The sequence below is a fragment of the Streptomyces sp. NPDC029151 genome (assembly GCF_055564315.1).
On the sequence record NZ_JBVHWQ010000019.1, the window covers coordinates 1 to 21,771 of the forward strand.

Below are 21,771 nucleotides of genomic sequence, written 5' to 3' on the forward strand. Positions count from 1 at the left end.
AGCGACGAGACGACATCCACGAAGCCTTTCTCGGCCTCGCCACCTGCCTCATCACACACCGCCACGTCCAACGCCTTTGTTAGGACCTCTAAGTCCGCCGGCGACCAACTCCGCACGGATCTTCCCCGCGGCGCGGGGAGCATCCCACCAGACGCGGGTTGGGCACCGAACCAGGACCCTACCCGCCGGTGTCGAGAGCACTCGACGGAGCTGATCGCGGGCGTGGCCGCTCGGGGGCCCTGCTGGGGGTCTGGCCCAACCGGATGATCGGTCTCACGTTCCACACACCGACCCGGCGCAGACTGCAGCGGCCGGTGCTGTTGCGTTCCGGCTGCCAACTCTGCTTCGTGGAGTGGATGCGCGTGCACCACCCTGGAAGACGCGACCGCTGCGCAGACGAGACGTGCTTACCGCAGGCACCTGGCAGCGGGCGTCAACCGGCTGCTGGCGCTGACCCGCAAGGACGTCACCGCTCCCACTGAGCGCCTCGATTGAGGAGGTGAAGGGCGTCCAAGCGGCACCCAGGGTCGGCTGTCCGGCGCACCTGCCTGAGTCGGTGTCCTGACCGGTGGCGGAGCGCTCAGCGAACGTCAAGGACGTGCTGGACCACCCTGGCGGACCGGGCCTCGCCCGCTGGCCTGCCTGGGGCGCGTAGAGGGTGAGGGCGGCGCCGGCCGCAGGGGCGACAGTTGCGGTGGCGACGGGTGCTCGTGAGTGCCGGTCGACACCTGGGCGAGCACCCTGGAAACACACGAGTCCGTGCTGCAGCCGCTGTCGGCGGACCAGCCGACGCGCAAGGTGTCACCGCTGTTGTCCACCGGGGGCGGTGCTTCGGCGTAAAGCGTGAACAGGCGCGGGGTCGGAGTGCTGTCGGCCGTGCTGGTTTCGGCGAGGATCCTCCAGCATGCGGCTGCCAGGCGGCGGGCGCGGCTCCCGGGCCAGGGCTCGGCAACAGTTCTGGTGGCAGGAGCGGATCGGGGCCCATCGCCGCGGTGAACCGAGCGGCCAGTTCCACAGCCGTGCCGAGCCGCTCGGCGTCCGACGGCTCCGGCCCTCCGGTGGCCGTCTACCGCAGGGTTTTGCCCGCACGGTCCCTGACGGTCGCGCACTATCCCGGGGCCACCCACTCACTGGTCGACGAGGACCTGGAACGGTCCGGGTGGCGCCTGATCCTGACCGCCGTCGTCGCACCCAGGAAGCTGTACACCGACGGGTTCATCGCGGACCAGGCGCGGTTCCTCCGGCGGTTGGGGGATGACGATGGCGGTGACCGGCCGCACGATGGCAGGGATGTCCCAAGACTGCCGACGGCAGCCCTGCTCGACAACCCGCCGTCACGACAACCAGATGAGGTAACGTGTGAGGATGGACGAGGTGTTGGACGAAGGACCGTTTTTCCACGGCACCAAGGCCCAGTTGCGAGTCGGAGATCTCCTGACCGCCGGTTTCCGTTCCAACTACCGGCCCGAGATCGTGATGAACCACATCTACTTCACCGCGTTGCGCGACGGCGCGGGACTCGCCGCAGAGCTCGCCGCCGGCGACGGGACCCCGCGCGTGTATGTCGTGGAACCGACCGGGGAGTTCGAGAACGATCCGAACGTCACCGACAAGAAGTTCCCTGGTAATCCCACCCGCTCGTACCGCAGCAGGGAGCCGCTGAGGATCGTCGGCGAGGTCACCGACTGGATGCGACAGACACCCGAAGCTCTTCGGATGTGGCGGGACCGGCTGGCCGCGGTGCGTGGGGCGGAGCGGGCGGACCTCATCAACTGATGGTCCCGCCCGATCGTCCTGTAGGAACGGTAAGGACCGGCACCGACCAGGCCGCCGCTGTCCGATGTGAACGTCTGTGAATGTAGACCTGGTACTCCTGCCCGTCCCCGAGGAAGTTCGAATGGAGCATGCTGAGGCCTTCCCCCCGGCGACTGCCGGCGGGCAGCGGTTGCGGACATGAGTGGTTGCGCGGTATAGGAACGCGACCCAACGCGTCGTCATCTTGGTTGAGGACGACGAGGTCGCGTACTTCGCATGACACCGCTGACGTGGATGCTAGGCAGGCCAGCGGTTACGGCCCCCCTCCACGTGATGGCTGCCGTCGTGCGGTTGCACCATCGGGCGTGAAAGTGTCCGGTGACGACCAGGCCAAGGCCTGCGCCGCGCAGGAAGGCCGGGCGGAGCTCTTGCAGCGCGTCGACGGCGTCTTGAGGGGCAGTTCTCACGGTCCGTCTGTCTCAGGGGGCGTCAGCGTTGCGCGCAGGCGCCCGGTGGACGGTTCTCCGGGACAGACGCTTTGCGCAACCTGCGGGTCCTCCTCCCCCCGTACACGAGCACTGGCGGCGCGGCATCGAAACCTCCGTCATCTACAACCGGATCCACGGCGACCTCAAGGTGCCCTTCACCCAGCGCATGCCGGCCCCGACGACCAAGAGACCGAAGGCGAGTGGCCGACCACGCTCGCCAACTTCCCGCTTGGACAGTGGATCGCCGACAACCGGCGCTTCTACGCCCGCGGAGACATGGACGCCGACCGCGCCCGGCAACTGGAGAAGCTCGGCATGGTCCGTTCGCACTACGACCTCGTGGGGGAGGAAGGCTTGCGGCGGAGCGTGCAGGAGCAGCGGAGTCAGGCCCCCCTGGCCCCGACAGACCCCACCTACAAGGGATCAGCAGGGATCTTCCTGAAGAACGCCAGGGCCGCCGCCCGCAAGGTCGCTGAGATCGAGCACCGGCGCGCATAAGGCCTGCCTGTGCTCGGCGGTCGCCGCTCTGTCACATGAGCGACGGAGCGACTGGACGACATCGACCGGTGGAATGGCAACGCGCCTTCCACCTCACCCAGCAGCACCTCCAGGCCAGCATGCCCACGACGCCCGGCGTCGTCGTGCGCCAGGGCAAAGTGTGAGTGGGTGGTGGGGTGGCAGTGGGCGGTGGTCAGCGGAATCGTGATGCGGGTGTCCTGGTAGTGGGTGTGGGGCGGGGTTGGGGGCGTTGTCATGGGGTGACCAAGCGGCTGTTGTGGGGCGGTTAGCGGGTCTGGTCGCTGGCTGTCATGGGTTTCGCTGTGGCAGGGCCCCGGTGGGTGTCGGGCCTGTGCCGGGGGGAAGGGGCGGCAGCTACCGTCGTCAGGATTCGGCGGCGGACGCGTGGGAAGCCAACTCGGTGGCCAGGCGTTGCATGACCGTGCGGTTGGCGTGCCGCATCGTGGCCCGTACGACGGGGGCCAGCAGCCGGTCGGTGAGCGGGGCGCGTACCCACGTGTACGTGAACGATACGCGGGCCCCGCCGGTGGGCAGCGGCTCGATGGTGTAGGTGCCGCGGCCCTGCCGCCCGCCGGCCGCGCTGACGTTGCGTTCGACGATGCGCCGAGGGGCCTCGGCCTCGACGACGTCGATGGTGACGTCGGTCTTCGTGCCGCCCAGCGCGGCGGTGACCGTGGCGCACGATCCGATGCCCCTGGCGGGCCCGGTGTAGCGCCAGTTGGTCAGGTAGTGGTCGGTGAACCGCTCGTGGTTCGCCATGACGTCGAGGAAGCCGTAGACCTGCTCGGGAGTCTGAGGTACGTCGATCGACACGATGACAGACTTCATGTACCACACGGTACATGCGCCACGTACCGATTGGTACAGTCGTGACGTGGTGACCACGGACGACCCGCATCCCGAGGGCGAGGCCGGGCAAGGCGCGCATGGGGCTCGGCGCGCACAACTGGTGGACGCGGCTGTCGACCACGTCGCGGCACACGGCATCGCGGACCTGAGCCTGCGCAGGCTGGGCGCCGCGATCGGCGTCAGCCACCGCATGCTGATCCACTACTTCGGCTCCAAGGAACAGCTGCTCGCTGAGATCGTCCGGACGTCGGAGCGACGCCAGCGCGACGTGCTGTCCCGGCTCCGCCTGGAGCCCGGTCTCTCGCCCGCCGATGTCGCGCGGCTGCTGTGGCGGCAGCTCACGGCCCCTCGGCTGGCCGGTCAGGAGCGGCTCTTCTTCGAAATCTGCGGGCACGCGCTGCGCGGCCGCCCCGAGGCCGCCCCGGTCCTCGAAGGGCTGGTGACGGACTGGCTGGAACCGCTCGTGGCCGCCGAGGTCGGGGCGGGGGTGGACCCTGCCGTGGCCCGGAACCGGGCCAGGCTGGGACTCGCCGCCGTCCGCGGCCTGCTGCTGGACCTGCTCGCCACCGGTGACCGCGCCGGCGTCGACGCGGCGATGGAGGAGTTCCTCCGGCTGTACTACGGCTCGGAGTGAGGAGATCACCGATCAGGCCTGAACCGTCGAGTTTCCTGAGGGCTCGGTGATTTCTGCGCGATGAGCAGGCCGAGGCGTACCGGACGTTCGCCGAGGTGTCGGCGGCTGTGGGCTCGTACGTGATATGTACACTTCCACGTCCGGTTATATTCAACGTACGCCGATGGCGGAGAGCTGTTCGATGCGTGCCGGGGACAGGGTCGCTGCCCGGCTGCGCTGGTTGCTGATCCATGTGTCCCTGGCTGCGGCCGTCCACTCGTTGCAGTCGGTGTGGACTACTTCGTGCGCAGCATGAGGGCGTAGCGGGTGTCGTCCCCGTACACGCCGCTTTCGTCTCCCCGGATGCCGAACCGTTGCTGGAATCTGGCCACGGCCTGCCGGACCTCCGCGTCGAAGCGGCCGTCGATCGCACCGCCGTCGTAGAGCTGCGGGATCTGGAGCAGACGCACCTGCAACTCGTACACCCCGTGCCCGCTGTCGCCCTCACGCAGTACGCCGGTGCCCGGGATCTCGGGGAGCGGCGCGGTGTCGCTGGGCAGCGGACTTTCGGGTTCCTCTACGGAGGCAGGCGGCGGCGGCTCGGAGTGCCCGTGCGTGAGCAGCGACGAGGCGAGGAGCAGTCCGCTCATGGCACCCAGCCCGAAGAATCCGGCGACCCGCACGTGCCGCCGGTCGGTGAGCCGCCGATGTCCTGGCCTTCCTTGCGTCAACGGCATCCGCACCGTGTCCGGGCACGGTGGAGCCTGATGGGGTGGGGCATCGGGAGGCGCGGTGGGGGGTGCGAGATGTTCCGGCTCTGCCGTCCAAGAGGCCTCCGGGGGCGGGCCGGGTGAGTTGCGCACGCCGGCTCGTGCAAATCCGACGACAGGGCGGTCTGTCGACGGCTCGGATCGCTTCGGTTCAAGGCGCGTTGGGGTTGTGCCGCTCGTGGTGGGCTGCTCCTCCACCCGCTGTTGCCCGCCGTGTGACCACAGCGGCTGCACCACGGGGTCCTGCGGTGGCCGGCGCACATGGCTGGCCGGCGGAGGATCGACGACGGTCGGCGGGACGCCTCGCGGAAGGGCGGGTGCCAGGCCTGGGGGCCCAGGCGGACGCCTCACCCGCTGTGTCAGCGGAGGCACGGCCGGGGGCGGAGGAGCCGGCGGAGACGAGGGAACCTTGACAGGAACTGCTCGGCTGCCGTTCGCGGTCGCTCCGCCGTGGTGATCGAAGGATCGCGGGGGGCTCGCCGTTCGCAGGCTCCGGCCCTCCGCGTGGAGCTCGGCGCGTGCGGCGTCAAGGGCGTCCAGGATCGCCTGGAAGGAGTCCTGGATCTCCTGCGCGGGGTCGCGCTCCACAGCGAAGTCCAGTTGTGATCGGGTGCCATCGCGTTCCATCGGCGTTCCTCCTCGATCCACGTCCGTGGGCGCCCATTTCCTTGTGGAGCGATACGCAGTTCGTCCGAAGCTGTCTCAATGCACGATCAGCAGACAGCAGTGGGACCACCGGCCTATGCCGTGCGCAGCGGGCGCCGTCCTCGTCGACCAGGGCGTCCCCGCACCAGCCGCGGGTGAGCAGCCGGTGGTGGGGGCTGTGCAGGAGGGCCGCGACCGGGGTCGGGTACGGGTCCGGCAGCGGCCGACGGCGTCACCAGCGTGCTCGTGGCCGACGTCCCGGCCAGCCCCATGGCACCCCATCTCGTCTACGGCACCGCCGCCCGGGACAAGGACCAGCAGGCCGCCGTCGCCCCCTACCGCGATCGCGACCACACCGCCGTCAGCGCGGCCCGGATCATCGCCCGCCTGCCACCCCGCCGAATCCGCGCCGTACCGCGCCTCGCCCGGCGCGGCGCCCGTCCCGCCCGATACGGCGAAGCACTACGCGCGCGGCAGGACGTCACAGCCTCCAGCACCCTGTGCGCCGGCCGCTACTGCCTCCCACGCTCACTCACCACCACCCTGCTGTGCCGGATCCACGGCCACTGGCCACCTGGTGCTCCGGCGTACGCACCGCGCCCTCGTAGCCCACGCTTGGGCAGAAGCCGAAGGGCGGCCGGTCGGTGAACCCGATGACACCACGACCTACCACCCCGTGATCACCGTAGGCGTCTGCCCTACCGCTTGAACGCGCAACCGGCAGCAGCACGAGACGAACACCAGCGACCCGCCGTCCGGCCTGCGGTCAGCGCTCAGATCGACCAGCAGGCTGCGGTCGACGAACCGCCGCACCACGAACGCCGTCACGTTCGCCTTCTCGTCGATCACGTTGGGGGTGCCGAGCGCGTCGGCGATCCGGTCGACCGCCGCGCCGCCGGAGATCGCCGGGGAGGGCATGGCGGCTTGGATGGCGTCGGCGTCCATCGCCTCCACGGCGGCCCGGGACCACCGGGACGACGACACGCTGGGGGATGAGGCCGGTGTGCCGGGCCCACCGGAAGGTGGCTGCGGCCACCTTCAGACGCTTGGCGGCCTGGCCGGCGTCGTGCTCGGTTCGTCGCATGGCGCATCCAGCGCAGGATCCGGTCAGCGCCCCATAGGGACGGCTGTCTGGTTCTCGCCCTTGCCACTTGTGTTTGTGTGAGATCTCTGCGTTCGCCCGTGTGAAGACGAGGATGCGATGCCGCGCCGTTGCGACGCGTGTGACTCCTGTGGGTGACGTCGCGCAAGTGCATGCGAAGAGAGGCAGTTCTGCGTTCGAAATCTTCCGGAGCTGCTCTGGTCTCGTGAATGGGCTAATTCTCCTGCGATTGAGCAACCGTCGGCTGGCTACGTTGAGTTGCAGGGGCCCCTTCTCCGTGGCAACTCTCGACGCTGAGGAGCGCTGTCTTGACTGACCTTGTACTGCTCGCGGGCGGTTCGGTGACCATGACCCACCACGTCACCGGCACCTACTTCATGTGCAACGACTGGCATGACGGTGTCGGCAACCACACCCAGACTTGGGCTCAGGACCCGTTCGCCAAGGACAACGGCTCGCACCGGTGGTTCCTGCGGCAGAACGCCGACGGCACGGTGCGCATCGAGTCCTACACCAATCGGCGCTGCCTGACCGCAGGGGCCAACCCGCCCGACCTCGTGACCCTCCAGGAACCCACCGACAGCCTCAACCAGCACTGGCGGCTGGTCTCCCACGCGGACCGTGGCAACGACTTCTACCTGGTCTCGGTCCTGCATCCGCGCTACGCTCTGGCCATCGCCGACCACCTCCAGGGCAACGACCGGCTGGTGGGCCTGACCCGCATGTGGGGCGGACCCAACCTCTCCCAGCTGTGGCGGATCTACCCCTCCTCGCAGGACCAGGACTGATTTCCCGCGCAGCACGCGCGCTGGGGCAACAGAGAAGAGCCGCCCCTCCGGCCTGACAGGCGTGATAACGGTGATCAGCCTCGCCCAGGCCGGAGACGGACTGATCCAGGTCTCGCGATCAGGTGCGCTGTACAACGGTCGAGGGTGGTGCCTTGATCCGGGCACCACCCTCGACCGTATCGGGTCCGTACTCGTGGACGGGGCACCTCCGTGCGTTCGGATCGACCTGCCGAGCACGCTTGGCTGCCGGCGAGCCGGCGTGACCACCGCGCCTTGCCGGCCGCCGCGAGGCACCCTGGCCGCACAGGATGTCACTTCGTCGCACCCTGTGCGAAACCGTTGTAGATGTAGCGCTGGAGGAAGAGGAAGACCACGAGGGTCGGGGCGATGACCAGGATCGTGCCGGCCGAGATGTCCTCCCAGTGCGCGCCGAACGGGCCCTTGAAGCGGAAGAGGGCGGTGGAGATGGTGCCCAGGTCCTCCGACGGCATGTAGAGGAACGGGATGTAGAAGTCGTTGTAGACGGTGATCCCCTTGATGATGACGACCGTGGCGATCGCCGGTTTGAGCAGCGGGAGGATGATCTCCCAGTAGATGGTGAGGCAGTTCGCTCCGTCCAGGCGTGCGGCCTCGTCGAGCGAGACGGGGATGCCGCGGATGAACTGCAGGAAGATGTAGATCGAGACGATGTCCGTGCCCATGTAGAGCAGGATCGGCGCCCAGATGCTGTTGAACAGGCCGAAGCTGTTGACCACCTGGAAGGTTGCGACCTGGGTGGTGACGCCGGGTACCAGCGTGGCGATCAGGAAGAGCGCCATGATCGGTTTTTTGGCCCGGAAGTCGAAGCGGTCGATGGCGTACGCGGTCATCGAGCCGATGATCACTGTGCCGGTGATGGAGAAAAGCAGGATGACGGTGGTGTTGACGAAGGCGGACAGCATGTTGCCGTCGGTGAAGGCCGTCGCGTAGTTGTCGAGGTTCAGCCAGTTGTCCGGCAGGGAGAGTGGGCCGCCGTCTGCGACCTCCTTGGAGGTCTTGAGCGAGGTGAGGAAGACGACGACGAGCGGGACGAGGACGACCAGCGACGCGAGGATCAGCGACAGGTAGGTGAGGGCCGGCGTGAGGCGGCGCCGGGTGGGCGGGGGCGTGGTCATACGAGGTCCACCTTTTCGTCGGGCACGAGGCGGCGCTGGATCCAGGTGATCAGCAGGATGATCAGGAGCAGGACGACGGCGGCGGCCGAGGCCAGGCCGGTCTTGTTGAACTGGAAGGCGAGCTTTACCGTCTGGATGACGAACGTCGTGGTGCCGGTCGCGCCCCCGGTCATGATGTAAGGAATCTCGAACACCGACAGGGACCCGGAGATCGCCAGGATGACGCTCAGGCTGACCACCGGGCGGATGCTCGGAGCGATGATGTGCCGGAACTGCTGCCAGCGGGTGGCACCGTCCAGCTGCGCCGCCTCGTACAGTTCGCCGGGGATCGACTGGATCGCGCCGAGGAACAGGACGAAGTTCAGGCCGGTGAAGCGCCAGACGGACACCCCTGCGAGGGAGGTGTTGGCGGACTCGGGGTCGCCCAGCCAGGCGTGGCCGGAGCCGGCGCCGAACCAGGACAGCACCGAGTCGAGCGTGCCTCCGTCCTGGAAGAAGTACAGGAAGACGAAACCGATGGCCACGCCGTTGATCAGGTAGGGGAAGAACAGGATCCCCTTGAAGAGGTTCCGGAACCGCAGGTCGAAGCTGAGCACGGTCGCGAAGTACAGGGCGATCGCGATCTGTACGGCGGAGGCGGCGAGGTAGTAGAAGCTGACGAAGAACACCCGGAACAGTTCGGGGCGGGTGAAGATCTGCTCGTAGTTGTCGACGCCTGTGAAGCGGCGGTCCGGGCTGACGCCGTCCCAGTCGGTGAAACTGTAGTAGATCATGTTGCCGACGGGCACATAGGTGAACGTGATCAGCAGTGCCAGGGGGACGCCCAGGAAGAGCCACGGGGTGAGCCGGCGCAGCAGGCTGCCGCCCCGGCGGCCGCCGTTGGAAAGCGGCGTGCGGGCCGGTGCGGTTGTACGTGGCACCTTGGCGGGTGCCTTGTGGGTCGTCTCGGTCATGCCGGACCTTTCGTCTTCGCGGATGCCCGCAGACCGCCGGGCCCCGTCAGGGGCGGACGGGGCCGCGGCGGCGGGCGGTGTGCCAGGGGGAAAGCGGTGCGCCGCTCAGGAGCCGACCGTCCGGGCAGCCTCATCCCACCGCTTGTCGAGGTCCGCGAAGTAGTCGTCGAGGCTGCCCTTCTGGGCGCCGCGCGCGAGGTCGATCAGCTTCTGGCGGTAGTCGGGCTTGTTCAAACCGATCTCGGCGGCATTGTCGATCGTGTTGACCCGACCGGTCTTCGTCTCGGAGCGCTCGACAAAGCTGACATCGTTGTCAATGAAGGCCTTGAGGGTGCTCGGCATGGGGGCGGACTTGACGGCCGGGACAGCGCCCTCCTTGGCCGAGTAGCCGGACTTGTCGGTGAACCAGTCGATCCAGGCCCGGGCGGCCGCCTTGTGCGAGGAGTGGACGTTCACCGCCTGCTGGTAGTCGGAGGCGAGGACGGCGCAGTACTTGCCCGCCTTCTGTACCGGGAAGGGCATAAAGCCGATGTCGGCCGGGTTCCTGCCGGCCTTCCTGGCCGCGTCCTGCATCTGCGTGATGGCCCACGACCCGAGCTGCATCGTGGCGACCTTGCCCTGGGCGATCATGCCTTTGGACGCCTCCCAGTTGGTCGTGCTGGGGTCCTTCTCGGACAGGCCGTCCTTGACGATGCCGTAGAGCAGGGAGTCGATGGTGTGGAGCTCGCTGCCCTCCTTCCACGGGGACACCGCGCCGGCGAGTCTGTCGTTGGCCTCGGCGTCGCAGGTGACGGAGCCGATGTTGTTGCTCCAGGACGTCAGCGGCCAGCCGTCCTTGAAGTTCGTGTAGTACGGCAGGGCGTCCGTCTTCGCCTTGACGGCCCTCAGGTCGGCGAGAAACTCCTCCGGGCTGGCCGGCCACTTGGTGACGCCGGCCTTTTTCCAGACGGCCTTGTTGTAGACGAAGCCGTTGGCGGTGCCGAACTGGGCGATGCCGTAGACCTTGCCCCCGACATCGGTCTTGTCGCTGAAGCGGTATCTGGCGCTCAGTTCCGTGGTGCCGCCCAAAGGGGCGAAGAACTTCGGGTAGTCGTTCTTGGCGACGGCGGCCGGGATCATCAGGACGTCGCCGTAGTCCTCGGTGTTCATCCGGATCTTGACCTCGCCCTCGTAGTCGGTGAGAGCCTCGAATTTCACCGTGACCTTGGGGTAGGTCTTGTTGAACTCGGCGGCGTACCGGGCCATCGTGCCGTTCTGGACGAGGTCGGTCCGGGCGGTCAGCACCTTGATCGTGCCTGACGCGTGCGCCGGGTCGGCAGGTGCCTTGGCTGTCTCGCCGGAGGCCGTGCCCCCGCCTCCGCATCCGGCGACAGTCAGTATCGCGGTCGCCATGAACGCTCCCGCGAACGTCCTCTTCGTCCTCATGTGCCCAGCTCCTTCAGGATGGCGGCTCAGCTCCGTGGGTGGGATGTCGGCACTATGTCAGGCGTTGATTAACCGGTACAGCTAGGACTTCGAGGGTGATGCCCAATCGTTACCATCACACGTGGATTGATGCTTTGACGTGCGGCTTTTTGCTGGCCGACCTATAGTCTCGGAGCTTGACCGGTTTATGGACAGGGTCCTGATCAGCGGGTTAAGTTGTCCGCCGTTGTCCGTCGACCGGTCTGCGTCAGGCGAATGGAGCCGCACCATGAAGGACGTCACCCAGCTCACCGACGGCTGGTGTCTGCACCACGGGGAGGAGGTGCTCGAGGCCACGGTCCCCGGCTGCGTCCACACCGATCTGCTGGCCGCTCAGGCCATTCCGGACCCCTACATCGGCCGCAACGAAGCCGAGGTCGCCTGGGTGGGGCGCCGCGCCTGGACCTACGTCCGGCAGCTTGGTCACGACAGTGGGCACGAGCGCACCGATCTCGTCTTCGAGGGACTCGACACGGCCGCGTACCTCACTCTCGCGGGCCGGCCGCTGGGCACCACGCGCAACATGCACCGCACGTACCGATTCGACGTCACCGGCCGCACCGGTGAGCTGGAGGTCCGCTTCGCCTCCGCCTACGACGAGGCCGCGGCCGTGCGCGCCGTGACGGGGGAGCGGCCCAACGTCTATCCCGAGCCGTCGCAGTACATCCGCAAGATGGCCTGCAACTTCGGCTGGGACTGGGGGCCCACGCTCGTGACCGCCGGTATCTGGCGGCCCGTCCGGCTCGAGCACTGGTCCACCGCCCGCCTGGCCGAAGTGCGCCCCCTGGTCACCGTGGCCGACGGGACCGGCCGGGTGGAGGTGCGGCTGCGGGTCGAGCGCACCGCGCAGGGGAGTGGCCGGCCTCTGCGCGTCCGGGCGGAGGTGGCCGGTGTGCACACGGAGGCCGAACTGAGCTGTGACGAGGCGGTCCTGCACCTCGACGTTCCCGCTCCTCGCCTGTGGTGGCCCCGCGGCTACGGCGCTCAGCCCCTGTACGACCTCGACATCACCCTGGGCGACGCGACCGGCCCGCTCGACACCTGGCGGCGGCGGATCGGCTTCCGCACGATCGAACTCGACCGCTCGCCCGACGAGCACGGCACCGCCTTCACCCTGGTCGTCAACGGCGTCCGGATCTTCGCCCGCGGCGTCAACTGGATCCCCGACGACGCCTTCCCCTCCCGGGTCACGCCCCGGCGTTACCGCACCCGCCTCGCCCAGGCCGCCGGGGCCAACGTCGACCTGGTCCGGGTCTGGGGCGGCGGCATCTACGAGGACGACGCCTTCTACGACGCGTGCGACGAACTCGGCCTGATGGTCTGGCAGGACTTCCTCTTCGCCTGCTCCGCCTACCCAGAGGAGCAGCCGCTGCGCGGTGAGGTCGAGGCCGAGGCGCGCGACAACGTTGTCCGGCTCATGCCGCACCCCTCGCTCGTGCTGTGGAACGGCAACAACGAGAATCTGTGGGGCTTCCGCGACTGGGACTGGGAGGCACCGCTCGCCGGCGACTCCTGGGGGGAGGGCTACTACCTCGGCCTGCTGCCGCGGATCGTCGCCGAGCTGGACCCCACCCGCCCCTACACAGCGGGCAGCCCGTGGTCCGGGTCCTGGGACCACCACCCCAACGACCCCGCCCACGGCACCCACCACTCCTGGGAGGTGTGGAACCGCGAAGACTACGCCGAGTACCGGGCGAGCGTGCCCCGTTTCGTCGCCGAGTTCGGCTGGCAGGCACCGCCCGCCCTGGCCACCCTGCACCGCGCCCTGCCCGGTGAGGACCTCGCCCCCGACTCGCCCGGCATGCTCCACCACCAGAAGGCCGAGAACGGCAACGGCAAGCTGGACCGCGGCGTCGCGCGCCACTTCCCGCTGCCCAAGAACGACTTCGACCGCTGGCACTACCTCACCCAGCTCGTACAGGTCCGTGCGGTCGCGGAGGGCATCGAGCACTGGCGCTCGCACTGGCCGGTCTGTGCCGGCACGATCGTCTGGCAGCTCAACGACTGCTGGCCGGTCACCTCGTGGTCCGCGATCGACGGCGACGGCCGCCCCAAGCCGCTCCACCACGAGCTGCGCCGCGTCTACGCCGACCGGCTGCTGACCCTGCGCCCCGACCGCGGCGGCCTGGTGCTCGCCGTGATCAACCAGGGCGCCACGCCCTGGCGGACCCCGGTGACCCTGCGACGGATGCGGGGCGACGGCACCACGGTCGGCGAAGCCGTCGTGGAGGTCTCGGCCGAGCCGCGCTCCGTGACCCGGCTCGCCGTCCCCGCGGCGCTCGCACCGGACGAGGGGTCCCCGCAGGACTTCCTGGTGGCCGACGCACGGGAGCCGGTGCGCCCGCACGACGGCGGGGGCGCGGCGGGCACGGAAGCGCTGCGTGCCCTGCACTTCCCCGTACCTGACAAGGAGTTCGCCCAGCCGCGCCCGGCCTATGACGTCACCGTGGAGCCGGTGCCAGGTCAGGGGGATAGAGTCGATGTCGTGGTGAGCGCCCGTACCCTCGTCAGAGACCTCCTGCTCCAGCCCGACCGGCTCGACCCGGCCGCCGTCTGCGACCGCGGCAGGCAGACCCTGCTGCCCGGCGAGCGGACGCGCATCCGCGTCAGCGGCTGCGGCTCCGTCACGGCCGCCGCGGCGAGGGCCGCCCTGTTCTGCGTGGACGTGGTGTGAGCGACTCACCGGAACGCGTCACCATCAAGGACGTGGCGGCCCGCGCCGGGGTGTCCAAGGGAGCGGTGTCGCTGGCGTTCAACCACAAGCCCGGCGTCTCCGAGGCCACCCGGGAGCGTATCTTCGCGGTGGCCCGCGAACTCGGCTGGGCCCCCAGCGCCACCGCCCGCAGCCTCTCCAGCCGACGGGTCGACATCGTCGGGCTCGCCCTGTGCCGGCCCGCCCGGCTGCTCGGCCTCGAGCCGTTCTACATGGACTTCATCTCCGGCATCGAGAGCATCCTGGCGGAGCGCTCCTGCTCGCTGCTGCTGCGACTGGTGCGCGACCTCGACGAGGAGATCGCGCTCTACAAGGAGTGGTGGCGCGGGCGGATGATCGCCGGCGCCATCCTGGTGGACTTCCGCCAGGACGATCCCCGGGTACCCGCCCTGCAGGGCCTCGGCATGCCCGCGGTCGCCGTCGGCCACCCCTCCCTCACCGGGCCGTTCCCCGCGGTGTGGACGGACGACGCGTCGGCGGTCGCCGAGGCCGTCCGCTACCTCGCGGCCCTCGGCCACCGGCGCATCGCCCGCGTGGGCGGCCCCGCAGACCTCGGACACAGCGCCATCCGAACCCGCGCCTTCGCGGACACGGTCCGGGAGCTGGGCCTGGAGGAGGCGCGGCAGATCGGCACCGGGTTCGACGAGAAGGAGGGCGCGCGTGCCACCCGCACCCTGCTGCTCGCCGCGGACCGGCCCACGGCCATCGTCTACGACAACGACATCATGGCGGTCGCCGGAGCGGGCGTAGCCGCGGAGATGGGGCTCACCGTCCCCGACGACCTGTCGCTGCTGGCGTGGGACGACTCGCAGCTGTGCCGGATCACCCATCCGACGCTGTCGGCCATGAGCCACGACGTGCACCACTTCGGCGCCGAGGTGGCACGGGTGCTGTTCGACGTGGTCGCCGGCACGCACACAGGCGGGCACCAGGTGCCGACGCCGTCGCTGATACCGCGCGGTTCCACCGCGCCGGCGCCGGGAGCGGCCCCGGCCTGACGACGCCGAAGGGCCGCCTCCCGTGCGGACGCGGCCCATCGGCATGCCGGGGGGAAGGTCAGTCCTTCACGCAGGTGGTGCCGTTCAGGCTGAAGGCGGCCGGGACGCCGTTGGTGCCGGTGGCCGAGGAGCCGTTGAACCCGAAACTCACGCTGCCACCGGCCGGGATCGTCTCCGTCCAGGACTCGTTGCTCACCCGCACCTCGCTGCCCTGCTGCACGGCCTTGGCGTTCCACACGGAGACGAGCTGCTGCCCGCCGGGGAAGGCGAAGGCGAGCTGCCAGCCCTTGACGGCGGTCGTGCCGGTGTTGCGGACGGTGACGTCGGCGTTGAACGAGTTGCCCCAGTCGCTCAGGCGGTAGCCGACCGCACAGCTTCCGCTTGAGGAGCCGGCGTCGGTGAAGACGCCGGCCTCCTTGGCGGTCTGCCGGATGCCGTCGGGGCTCGAGAAGATCCGCTGCCCCCAGGCGGTGAGCCGGGAGGCGTCGAAACCGGTGGACATGTCCAGGTACTCGACGCCGCCGCCGTTGCCGCTCCAGGACCACCCGAGGTAGCCCACACCCAGCCGCTGGGCGGTGGACATGATGGCGTCCTCGTCCGGGTCGCCGTCCGAGTGCATGTCGCCGAATTCGCCCACCACTATGGGAAGGCGCTGTGAGATGAACCGGTTAAGGTAACTTTGCACCTTGTCGGCGGTGTTGAATACACCGTACATGTGGATGGAGAACACAGTGTTGTGGTCGGGATCCGCGGCGAACACCTCTGACGCGTGGTCGCGCATGGTGAAGGACCAGTCCTGCCCCCAGTTGGGGGCGTCCACCATGAGCATGTGATGGAATCCGGCTGCCCGCACGCGGGCGAGGGCATTCTTCGTGCCGGAGGTCCAGGCGGCGTACCCGGAATTCCCGTACGGCTCGTTGCCTATGTTGAGGACGACGTATTTCTCCTGGCCCTGCACCGCCTCTTTGACGCTGATCCAGTAGTCGACGGCGCGCGAGAGGGATACGGCCCCGTCCTGCTCGCCGTAGCCGGTGGTGTCGTGGGCCTCCAGAACGCACACGAGCCGGTTCTGCTTGCACTGCGCGACGACCGCCGCGACGTCGCCGGCGTCGTTCCTGGTCCACCGGTCACCGGTGGACAGCACCACACGCACGGAGTTGGCCCCCAGCGCCTTGATGTCCTTCAGTGCCTGCGCCGTCCTGCCGGGATACCAGGCGTGGGCGTGGTTCACGCCGCGCAGGACGAACTCCTTGCCGTTCGCGTCCAGCAGCCGCCCGTCGGTGACGTGGAACCCCGGCGCGGTCTGTGTGCCGGCATGTGCGGGTGCCGGTGCGGCCAGTATCGAAGCCGCCAGGGCCAGCAACGCTCCCGCCGCGGTGGCCAGTTTCTGTCTCATTCCCTGCTCCCAAGGACGTGGTGCGGGCTTGTTGGCGCGAGAGGCGCCGACGGGCACGGCACTGTCGTTCACTGTGTGACCGAACCACCGGCACGTGTCGGTCCCGGCGGTGCGCCGGAAGACCGGAGAAGCGAGCTGCGCGAGCCGGTGTGAGATCCCGCCGCCCGGCTGGTGGTCAGCGGCTCACCGGGCGGCGGGACGGTAGAGCACCGCTGGAGACCGTTTACCGAACTCGCCCCGGAGAATATGCGGGTCGGTCGGCCTCGCAATCGGCGACTGGGAGAGAGGCTAGGGTGATTGGCCTGCCTGTTCAACCATGGAGACCAAACCGGTTAAGTTTAGTCGGAGTTCAGTAGTGGTCATCGCCGGAAGTGGCCCGGAACACCGTGCCCTCGCCCGAGACGGCGACTCTTTCTCCGGCGGGCACAAAGGCGGACTCGGCCCCCGTGAGTACGACATCGTGTCGGGGGCCGGTCACATGGACCGTGCCGGCGGTGCAGACCAGCACCTGGGGCCGGGATTGCGGGAAGCGCGAGGGCGCTGTCATTCGCGCCCGGCACCAGACGGGAGAGCCGGAAGTCGTCGACGGGCGCCGGGTACACCTCTTCGCCCCCCTCTCCGGGCACAGGCTGCACCACTGGTGCCGGGAGGGAGGTGAAGCAGACGAAGCGCAGCAGTTCCGGCATGTCCACGTGCTTGCTCGTCAGGCAGCAGCGCAGGACGTTCTCCGATGCGGCCATGACTTCGACGGCCAGGCCCCGCAGATAGGCGTGCGGTATGCCCGCCCCGAGGAAGAGTGCCTCTCCGGGCGAGAGCCGGACGTGTCGGATCAGGAGCGCCGCCGGGACGCCGGGATTGGCCGGGTGGACCCGGGCGAGGCCGGCGTACACCGCGAGCGTCCCGCTGAGGGGGCCGGTACGGCGGGTGTCCTCCGCCAGTGCGCCATCTACCTCCGCAAGCCGGCCGGAGGAAAGAGAGAGGAGCGTGGAAAAGACATCCCGCAGCGCCTCCTCCTCCGGGGCCGACCGGAGCGTCATGACGCAGGGGGACAGCCATTCCAGACCGAGGGCGTCCAGTAGATCGGCGCTCTCGCCCGGCGGCCGGAACCCGCACAGACCCTCGAAGGCGGTCAGAGCGACGATCATCTCCGGTTTGTGCTGGGCGTCGCGGTAGGTGCGATGGGGGGCGTCGAGTGGGATACCCCGGTCGTTCTCACGCGCGTATCCCGCGGCTGCCTCGTCCGGATCGGGGTGCACCTGCAGGGACAGGGGGATTCGGCCGCCAGCGGCTTGACGAGGAAAGGCAGGCGCGGCCCGAAGCGGCGCACGAGAGCATCACCCAACTCGCCTACCGGGTCGGCCTCGATGATGCGGTCCAGCCCCTGCAAGCGGCCCTCCCGCTCGACTTGGGAGGGTGCGGCAGGATGAGCTCCCATCCACAGCTCGGCGTGCGGAGAGCCGTCCGGGGTGATGCCCATGAGTTCGGGCGGCGCGGTGGTAGACCCCCACGGGTAGGCACGGACGGGGTTGACGAGACGGTCCATGGAACGCGATTCCCTTCGAACTGCTGCCTGGGTTGAACAGCGCGGTGTGAAGTGGGGCGGCGCCGGCGCCCGGCCGGGCCGGCTGGTGTGCTCATGCGCATGCGGCGGCTTCCGTTGCGCCGCCGGTGCGGGAGACACCGGTCCGCCGACGGCGGCGCCCGGGCAGACGGGAACAGCGACCCGCGCATTCGCTCCGTCGCTGCCGGCTGCTCTTTCACGCGCCGGTGCGAGCATCGATGATCGCGCCCTCAGTCCCTGTGCGTCATGGCCCCGGCGGGGTACGGCATCGCTGCGCCGTCCGACCTCACCGTTCCCGCGTCGGTGTGGGCCGAGGCAGCGGCCGCGGCGCCGATGAGCCCCGCATCCAGGGCCAGTTCCGCCGGCACGACGGCCAGGTCGCGCACGAAGTCGAGGACCGCGTACCGGCTCATCCACCTGCGCAGGGGTGCGAACAGCGTGTCGCCGGCCTGCGCCACCCCTCCGCCGACGACGACGAGGTCGAGTTCGACGAGAGCGGCCGTCGCGGCGATGCCCGCGGCCAGAGCCTGTGCTGCGCGGTCGTATGCCGGCCAGGCGATGCCGTCGCCCTGCCGGGCGGCAGCAGCGACCTCGGCCGCGGTGGCGGCGGATCCCGTGGGCGGGATCCAGCCCGCAGCCAGGGCATGCGTGGCGATGGCTGTGCCGCTCGCCAGGCCCTCCACGCACCCCGGGCGCCGCATGGGCATTCGGACCTGTCCAGGTCGACCGAGATGTGTGCGATATACCTCGCATTCCCGGATCGACCCGCGTGCAGTCGGCCGTCCAGGGCCAGTCCACCGCCGACGCCCGTGGAGACCACCATGCACAGCGCGTTGTCCACCCTGCGGGCGGCCCCCTGCCAGTGCTGCCGCCGTCATGGCCACGGCGTCTCCGATCAGCACAGGAGTCACATGAGCCGGTTCACGCGGGCGCGAGCGGATGCCCGGGATGTCGACGGGACTCACGGTGCCGGCGACGGTGTCGACCGGCCCGGCGCTCGCTATGCCCAGGGATGCGAGATCCGCCCAGGCGGCGTGCGTGGACAGGTCATCCAGCACGGCGCTCACGGCTCCCAGCAGCATTTCGGCCGGTTCGTGAGCGGGGGTGGCCTGGTGCGACCGGATGACGATGCCCCCACCGGGGTCGACGATCGCCCCGGCAACCTTCGTGCCGCCTATGTCGAGTGCTCCGTACACGGCCAAAACGTCATCCCTTTAGAGAAACGCGGGACCCGTGTCCCGGAAACAGACACTGTGCCTGGCGCCTGACAACGTTGTCTAGGGGAACCGAGGTTGCTCCCTCAGCGGTCCCAGTCGCCAGGCTGGCGCCGATCGCGTTGTCCATGTTGGTCAGACCCCCTTGGGGCTAGGGTTGAGGCCCCAGCCCGGCGAGGTCGTCGGCGGACGCACGCTTTCGCTGAGTTCGACGAGGGCGTGGTGCGCTTCTCGGATGCCTTCGCCGGTCATCCAGTAGTAGCGGCGGGCCCGTCGGTTGCTGCGCCGGACGATCTCCTCGTCCTCGTCCTCGTCCTCCTCTTCCACCCACTCGGCTTTCTGCATCCGGGCGAGGGCGGGGTATAGGGAGTCGCTGCCCACGCGGGCGGCTTCCATCAGCTCGGTGGCGTTGAAGCGGCGGGTCGGGTCCTCCAAGAAGGTCTGTGCGATCCTCACCGCCGCGGGTGTGAGGTCGTTCTGTTCCATGACACGAGAGCCCCCCATCTGCCAGCCTTGCATAAGCCCGTTCGCAGCTTCTGAAAGGCTGGCAGATGCGGGTGTGAAGGCGGGGCGGTCCCGTCCGGTAGGGGCCGCGACTCCGCCTGTGACCGCCTCGTTGCCCGACCTTGGAGTAGGGGAGCTCGGGGGATTGATCGGCTTAAACGTCCGTGTGGCCGCTGAGCAGGTCCAGTTGGACCGCGGTACGGTCCCCACCTGCGAGCCTGGCGTGCTCCAGGTAGGCGACGACCGTCCACTCTCACCAGGCGGCCCGGCCCTTGCTACGGGGGCCACCGCGAACCGCCGCCCCCTGCAAGTCCCCGAGGTCGCGGTGGGATCATCCCCGCGGGCGCGGGGAGCAGACTCACTGACCTGCATTCTTACCGTGCCGTCGGCTTCTCTTCCATGACTTTCACCGAATCCGGCATACCGACTAAACCGGCTTACCAAAAGGCCCGTCCCGCCTGCCGGTACGAAGGGGGCGCGGCGTCAGTCCTGCGACTGCGGGGAGCGCAGGGCCATGGGTCCGGACGTGCTCACGCCTGGCGGCTCTGCCGTTCCTGGTCCCGGCGTTTCACGTCATCAAGACGCGCGAACAGCGCCTTCCACTGCTTGCTTGCCGCTGCCTTCTTCTGCTGCCGGTCCGGCTGTATGGTCCTGGCTGGCCGACCCCGCTTGTCCTTCGGTCCAGAGTGATCACCGCTGGTGAGCTGTACGCGCTTGGCCGACCCGTCGCGGCGCTGCCTGTTCCCGCTGCTCATGTCGGCGACCGTACACCGCAGTTGGACCCAGGGGCAGTGGGCGTGGGCCGTGGGGGTGCACAGCACGTAGCCACATCCTCACAGGCCGCGAGGAGCACGCCGGGCGCGACTACGGGCGCTTCGCGCTCCCCGCACGCGGGACAGCACCGCGTCTTCCGCAGCACCACGAAGTCAAACGAGGAGGCCGTCCCCTTCGAGCGCGAGGCACTGGCGGCCGTGGTCAGACTCACCAGTCGGAGAGAGGCCACCCCCGCACGCGCGGAGAAATCGAGGGGGCCATTCCCGCAGGCGGGCCGTGACGTCATGGATGATGAGGCGATGTTCGTCCGCGCAGAGAGCCTGCCGCAGGCCCCACAGCAGCACATGGCAGTTCGGGTTCACACACCCATTGGGTCCGCCGTGGTGCTCTGGCGCGGTAACCCGCAAGAAGCCGACGGCCAGCACCTCGTCGAATGGGCCGTCGACGCGGACATCCACTGGGGCCAGAACACTCGGCCGACCGCTGCCACCGAGCCGGAGCTCCGGCAAGAAGGCGACCGGGTGATCATGCGCGGCCGCCTTCACATGACCAACGACGCAGCTGCCTACCTCCAGATGGACCACTGGTCCGTGCTGTTCGACCTCGCATCACCCATCCCCAGCAGCATGGACGAGTCATGGGTGGAAATCAGCGTCGGAACCAAAAGCGTCGCTCTACACCCCTACCGAACCTAACCATCCCCAGGCTCTCGCCCCCTTGGCTGCCAATAGGAGCATCAGCCATGACTGAGACGCAACCCAGCATGATCACACGCTGCCTGGCGAGGTCTTCCGTCTGGCCGGTGGGATCATCCCCGCACGTGCGGGCAGGTCGACGCGGAGCAGGAAGCCGCGGGTGGGGTGGGTGCACGACCACTGCGGCCGGGTGGCGCACAGCTTGCAGCGCAGGATCGCGACCGGGCCCTCGTTATCGCCGGGGCTCAGGCCCATCTCACATAACTGCCGCCTGGTGACTAAGCCTTCCGGCGCCGCGCTGCGGTCGTACTCGGAATCCAGCGGGTTCGCAGAATCTGAAGGCCACCAGGTCGGGAACGCGCTGGCGGAGGGTGGGCGACATCCAGGGAAGCACGCGGGTTCGTCCGGCTCTGCTGGTGTCAGTGCCCTGTGAAAGCCTCGCGGGCATGAGTTACGACTTGGCTGTATGGGAAGGCGAACGTCCAGCGGACGACAAGACCGCTGGACGGGTCTTTAACGACCTTTACGACCGCCTCATGGAGACGGAGACTGACGAGCCTCCGACCGAGCGCATCAGGGAATACGTCGCCGGACTCCTTGCGCGCTGGTGCGACCTCACCGAAGACGACGACGACACCTCGCCGTGGTCAACCGGTCCGTTGATCGGTGAGGCCCGGGGCTCACTAATCTACTTCCCGATGCGCTGGAGCATGGCTGAGGAGGCCTCCGCCTTCGCAGCTGACCTTGCGCAGTCCATGGCAATGGTCTGCTTCGATCCTCAGCTGAACACGCTCAGGCCTTAACGATCTCGGCCAG

At 68.9% G+C, this 21,771-nt stretch carries 18 protein-coding genes and 3 pseudogenes; 10 read left to right on the top strand and 11 right to left on the bottom strand.

The genetic code is table 11. From position 1 onward, the window contains the following. Positions 1-1,365: 1,365 nt before the first annotated feature. From arr to ACZ4VF_RS37280, 3 genes and pseudogenes are all read left to right on the top strand, one after another. The gene (gene arr / locus ACZ4VF_RS37270) at positions 1,366-1,776 is read left to right on the top strand and encodes an NAD(+)--rifampin ADP-ribosyltransferase (protein ID WP_467931626.1); all 411 of its coding nucleotides are present in this window, start codon (positions 1,366-1,368) and stop codon (positions 1,774-1,776) included. 128 nt (positions 1,777-1,904) lie between these two features. After that, positions 1,905-2,504 (top strand): annotated as a pseudogene (locus ACZ4VF_RS37275) (hypothetical protein); the annotation flags it as partial. A gap of 15 nt (positions 2,505-2,519) precedes the next feature. Continuing rightward, positions 2,520-2,741, top strand: a complete 222-nt coding sequence (locus ACZ4VF_RS37280) for a hypothetical protein (RefSeq protein ID WP_467931672.1) — start codon at positions 2,520-2,522, stop codon at positions 2,739-2,741. Positions 2,742-3,125: 384 nt separating this feature from the next. Here ACZ4VF_RS37280 and ACZ4VF_RS37285 read toward each other — a convergent pair whose 3' ends face one another. Next, entirely contained in the window at positions 3,126-3,590 is a 465-nt protein-coding gene (locus ACZ4VF_RS37285) for an SRPBCC family protein (protein ID WP_467931627.1), read from the bottom strand. A 46-nt stretch (positions 3,591-3,636) separates the two neighbouring features. Between ACZ4VF_RS37285 and ACZ4VF_RS37290 the strand changes: the two genes are divergently transcribed. Further along, positions 3,637-4,245 (top strand): TetR/AcrR family transcriptional regulator, encoded by a 609-nt coding sequence (locus ACZ4VF_RS37290; RefSeq protein WP_467931629.1) that lies wholly within the window; start codon positions 3,637-3,639, stop codon positions 4,243-4,245. A 275-nt stretch (positions 4,246-4,520) separates the two neighbouring features. Here ACZ4VF_RS37290 and ACZ4VF_RS37295 read toward each other — a convergent pair whose 3' ends face one another. Beyond that, positions 4,521-4,874, bottom strand: a complete 354-nt coding sequence (locus ACZ4VF_RS37295; RefSeq protein ID WP_467931630.1) for a peptidoglycan-binding domain-containing protein — start codon at positions 4,872-4,874, stop codon at positions 4,521-4,523. Between the two features lie 1,035 nt (positions 4,875-5,909). Between ACZ4VF_RS37295 and ACZ4VF_RS37300 the strand changes: the two genes are divergently transcribed. After that, on the top strand, positions 5,910-6,287 hold the full coding sequence (locus ACZ4VF_RS37300; RefSeq protein ID WP_467931668.1) for a lasso peptide biosynthesis B2 protein: 378 nt from the start codon (positions 5,910-5,912) through the stop codon (positions 6,285-6,287). Positions 6,288-6,305: 18 nt separating this feature from the next. On the opposite strand, the gene ACZ4VF_RS37305 is transcribed toward ACZ4VF_RS37300, so the two are convergent. Next, positions 6,306-6,584, bottom strand: a complete 279-nt coding sequence (locus ACZ4VF_RS37305) for a hypothetical protein (RefSeq protein WP_467931631.1) — start codon at positions 6,582-6,584, stop codon at positions 6,306-6,308. Between the two features lie 465 nt (positions 6,585-7,049). On the opposite strand from ACZ4VF_RS37305, the gene ACZ4VF_RS37310 reads away from it, so the two are divergent. After that, positions 7,050-7,529 carry an RICIN domain-containing protein gene (locus tag ACZ4VF_RS37310; protein WP_467931633.1) on the top strand — a complete coding sequence of 160 codons (480 nt, stop codon included), beginning with the start codon at positions 7,050-7,052 and terminating at the stop codon, positions 7,527-7,529. 311 nt (positions 7,530-7,840) lie between these two features. Here the strand turns inward: ACZ4VF_RS37310 and ACZ4VF_RS37315 are convergent, their stop codons facing one another. From ACZ4VF_RS37315 to ACZ4VF_RS37325, 3 genes are all read right to left on the bottom strand, one after another. Further along, positions 7,841-8,683 (bottom strand): carbohydrate ABC transporter permease, encoded by an 843-nt coding sequence (locus ACZ4VF_RS37315; protein WP_467931634.1) that lies wholly within the window; start codon positions 8,681-8,683, stop codon positions 7,841-7,843. Beyond that, positions 8,680-9,636 carry a carbohydrate ABC transporter permease gene (locus ACZ4VF_RS37320; RefSeq protein WP_467931635.1) on the bottom strand — a complete coding sequence of 319 codons (957 nt, stop codon included), beginning with the start codon at positions 9,634-9,636 and terminating at the stop codon, positions 8,680-8,682. The genes ACZ4VF_RS37315 and ACZ4VF_RS37320 overlap by 4 nt, the downstream gene beginning before the upstream one ends. 105 nt (positions 9,637-9,741) lie before the next feature. Then, positions 9,742-11,061, bottom strand: coding sequence for an ABC transporter substrate-binding protein (locus ACZ4VF_RS37325; RefSeq protein ID WP_467931637.1), 1,320 nt, complete (start codon positions 11,059-11,061; stop codon positions 9,742-9,744). A gap of 268 nt (positions 11,062-11,329) precedes the next feature. On the opposite strand from ACZ4VF_RS37325, the gene ACZ4VF_RS37330 reads away from it, so the two are divergent. Then, the gene (locus tag ACZ4VF_RS37330; protein ID WP_467931638.1) at positions 11,330-13,774 is read left to right on the top strand and encodes a glycoside hydrolase family 2 protein; all 2,445 of its coding nucleotides are present in this window, start codon (positions 11,330-11,332) and stop codon (positions 13,772-13,774) included. After that, positions 13,771-14,811 carry a LacI family DNA-binding transcriptional regulator gene (locus ACZ4VF_RS37335; RefSeq protein ID WP_467931639.1) on the top strand — a complete coding sequence of 347 codons (1,041 nt, stop codon included), beginning with the start codon at positions 13,771-13,773 and terminating at the stop codon, positions 14,809-14,811. Before ACZ4VF_RS37330 ends, ACZ4VF_RS37335 begins: the two co-directional genes overlap by 4 nt. Positions 14,812-14,869: 58 nt before the next feature. Here ACZ4VF_RS37335 and ACZ4VF_RS37340 read toward each other — a convergent pair whose 3' ends face one another. The 5 genes and pseudogenes from ACZ4VF_RS37340 to ACZ4VF_RS37360 all read right to left on the bottom strand — a co-directional run bounded on the left by ACZ4VF_RS37340 (position 14,870) and on the right by ACZ4VF_RS37360 (position 20,241). Beyond that, positions 14,870-16,207, bottom strand: a complete 1,338-nt coding sequence (locus ACZ4VF_RS37340; RefSeq protein ID WP_467931640.1) for a cellulase family glycosylhydrolase — start codon at positions 16,205-16,207, stop codon at positions 14,870-14,872. Between the two features lie 359 nt (positions 16,208-16,566). Next, positions 16,567-17,984, bottom strand: a pseudogene (gene manA, locus ACZ4VF_RS37345) (mannose-6-phosphate isomerase, class I). Positions 17,985-17,998: 14 nt separating this feature from the next. Next, positions 17,999-18,970: pseudogene (locus tag ACZ4VF_RS37350) on the bottom strand (ROK family protein). Positions 18,971-19,117: 147 nt separating this feature from the next. Further along, a complete protein-coding gene (locus ACZ4VF_RS37355) occupies positions 19,118-19,468 on the bottom strand; it encodes a PadR family transcriptional regulator (protein WP_467931641.1) in 351 nt (116 codons plus the stop codon). A 548-nt stretch (positions 19,469-20,016) separates the two neighbouring features. After that, positions 20,017-20,241: a hypothetical protein gene (locus tag ACZ4VF_RS37360; protein ID WP_467931642.1), complete on the bottom strand. Its 225-nt coding sequence runs from the start codon at positions 20,239-20,241 to the stop codon at positions 20,017-20,019. A gap of 303 nt (positions 20,242-20,544) precedes the next feature. Between ACZ4VF_RS37360 and ACZ4VF_RS37365 the strand changes: the two genes are divergently transcribed. Together ACZ4VF_RS37365 and ACZ4VF_RS37370 are read left to right on the top strand one after the other, a co-directional pair. Continuing rightward, on the top strand, positions 20,545-20,955 hold the full coding sequence (locus tag ACZ4VF_RS37365) for a hypothetical protein (RefSeq protein ID WP_467931643.1): 411 nt from the start codon (positions 20,545-20,547) through the stop codon (positions 20,953-20,955). Between the two features lie 446 nt (positions 20,956-21,401). Then, positions 21,402-21,758, top strand: a complete 357-nt coding sequence (locus ACZ4VF_RS37370) for a hypothetical protein (RefSeq protein WP_467931644.1) — start codon at positions 21,402-21,404, stop codon at positions 21,756-21,758. Positions 21,759-21,771 lie beyond the last annotated feature (13 nt).